This is a genomic window from Bradyrhizobium hereditatis, from assembly GCF_020329435.1.
GTDB classification, from domain to species: Bacteria; Pseudomonadota; Alphaproteobacteria; order Rhizobiales; family Xanthobacteraceae; genus Bradyrhizobium; species Bradyrhizobium hereditatis.
In genome coordinates this window covers 1-699 of record NZ_JAGKJK010000059.1, presented here as the reverse complement: position 1 = coordinate 699, position 699 = coordinate 1, and the positions used below count along the sequence as shown (strand labels likewise).

General features: G+C 69.8%; 1 protein-coding gene. It reads left to right on the top strand.

The genetic code is table 11. From position 1 onward, the window contains the following. Nucleotides 1-699 (top strand): CoA transferase (locus J6524_RS37015; RefSeq protein ID WP_225678759.1); only part of this gene is annotated, 699 nt, incomplete at both ends.

Sequence of the window (699 nt, the reverse complement as noted above, 5' to 3'; positions counted from 1 at the left end):
ATCCCAAGCTGGTGATGATGTCGATGTCGGCGTTCGGCGCCGGCAGCGTGCATCGCGATTGCCGCGCTTACGGCTCGACGCTGGAGCAGGGCTCCGGCCTGCCCAGCGTGGTCGGCGATCCCGCTGGTCCGCCGGTCATGAGCCATACCGCGTTCGGCGACGCCGTCGGGGGCCTCAACGGCGCCGCCGCGGTGCTGACCGCGCTGATCCACGCCAAACTGACGGGGCAGGGGCAGTTCATCGATCTCGCCCAGATCGAATGCATGATGCCGTTCGCCGCGCCCTGGATCGTGGCGCATTCGACCAGTGGCAAGCCGCCGACCAAATACGGCAACCGCCATCCGGATTTCGTGCCGCATGGCTGCTTTCGCTGCGCCGGAGAAGACAACTGGATCGTCGTCGCGGCGTCCGACGCCGCGATGTGGCCAAAGCTCGCCCGGCTGCTCGGCCGCGAGGATTGGGCAGCGGACGCGGCGCTCAAGACGGCCGCGGGCCGCCGCGCCATCGAGGCCGAGATCGAGGCTGCGATCACGGCCTGGACCGCGGCGCGCGATGCCGATGCGGCGATGACCGCGCTGCAATCTGCCGGCGTTGCCTCCGGCGTGGCGCGGCTGCCGATCGATCTCCTGGAGGATCCGCAGCTCCACGCGCGCGGCTTCATCCAGCAGGTCGACCGCGCGTTCATCGGACGACATCCGC